The sequence below is a fragment of the Mesorhizobium sp. M7A.F.Ca.US.005.03.2.1 genome (assembly GCF_003997795.1).
In the GTDB taxonomy this organism is placed as follows: domain Bacteria; phylum Pseudomonadota; class Alphaproteobacteria; order Rhizobiales; family Rhizobiaceae; genus Mesorhizobium; species Mesorhizobium ciceri.
In genome coordinates this window covers 1-769 of the sequence record NZ_RZRP01001452.1, presented here as the reverse complement: position 1 = coordinate 769, position 769 = coordinate 1, and the positions used below count along the sequence as shown (strand labels likewise).

Annotated in this window: 1 protein-coding gene; it reads right to left on the bottom strand. The window is 63.6% G+C overall.

Features of this window, described 5'->3' with window-relative positions; all coding sequences use genetic code 11:
- Nucleotides 1-769 (bottom strand): chorismate-binding protein (locus EN991_RS38430; protein WP_206519367.1); only part of this gene is annotated, 769 nt, incomplete at both ends.

Sequence of the window (769 nt, the reverse complement as noted above, 5' to 3'; positions counted from 1 at the left end):
GGCAGTTCGCGGGCGCGCGCCTTCTTGATGGTTGCGGCGCAATCGAAGTCCTTCGGCGTGCCGGGGCCGGGCGACAGCACGACGAGGTCGGGTTTCAGCCGGTCGAAGACTTCCTCAGGCACCGGCGAGCGAACGGTCGAGACGTTGGCGCCGGTCTGGCGAAAATAATTGGCCAGCGTGTGGACGAAACTGTCCTCGTGGTCGACCAGCAGGATGTTGACGCCGTCGCCGACGCGCGCGGTGGTGCGCTCGGTGCTGGCGGAATTGCCTGTCTTGGCGTCGCGGATGGCGGAGAGCATGGCGGATGCCTTCAGTTCGGTTTCGGCTTCTTCTTCCTCGGGAATGCTGTCGAACAGCAATGTGGCGCCGGCGCGCACTTCGGCAATGCCGTCCTTGATACGGATGGTGCGGAGCGTCAGGCCGGTGTTCATGTCGCCGTTGAAATTGACCATGCCGATCGCGCCGCCATACCAGGCGCGCGGGCTCTTCTCGTTCTGCTCGATAAAGCGCATGGCCCATAGCTTCGGCGCGCCGGTGACGGTGACCGCCCAGGCATGCGACAGGAAGGCATCGAAGGCATCCATGCCTTCGCGCAGCCTGCCTTCGATGTGGTCGACCGTATGGATCAGGCGCGAATACATCTCGATCTGGCGCCGGCCGATAACGCGCACCGAACCCGGCTCGCAGACCCGCGACTTGTCGTTGCGGTCGACGTCCGAGCACATGGTCAGCTCGGATTCGTCTTTCTTCGAGTTGAGCAGTTTCAGGA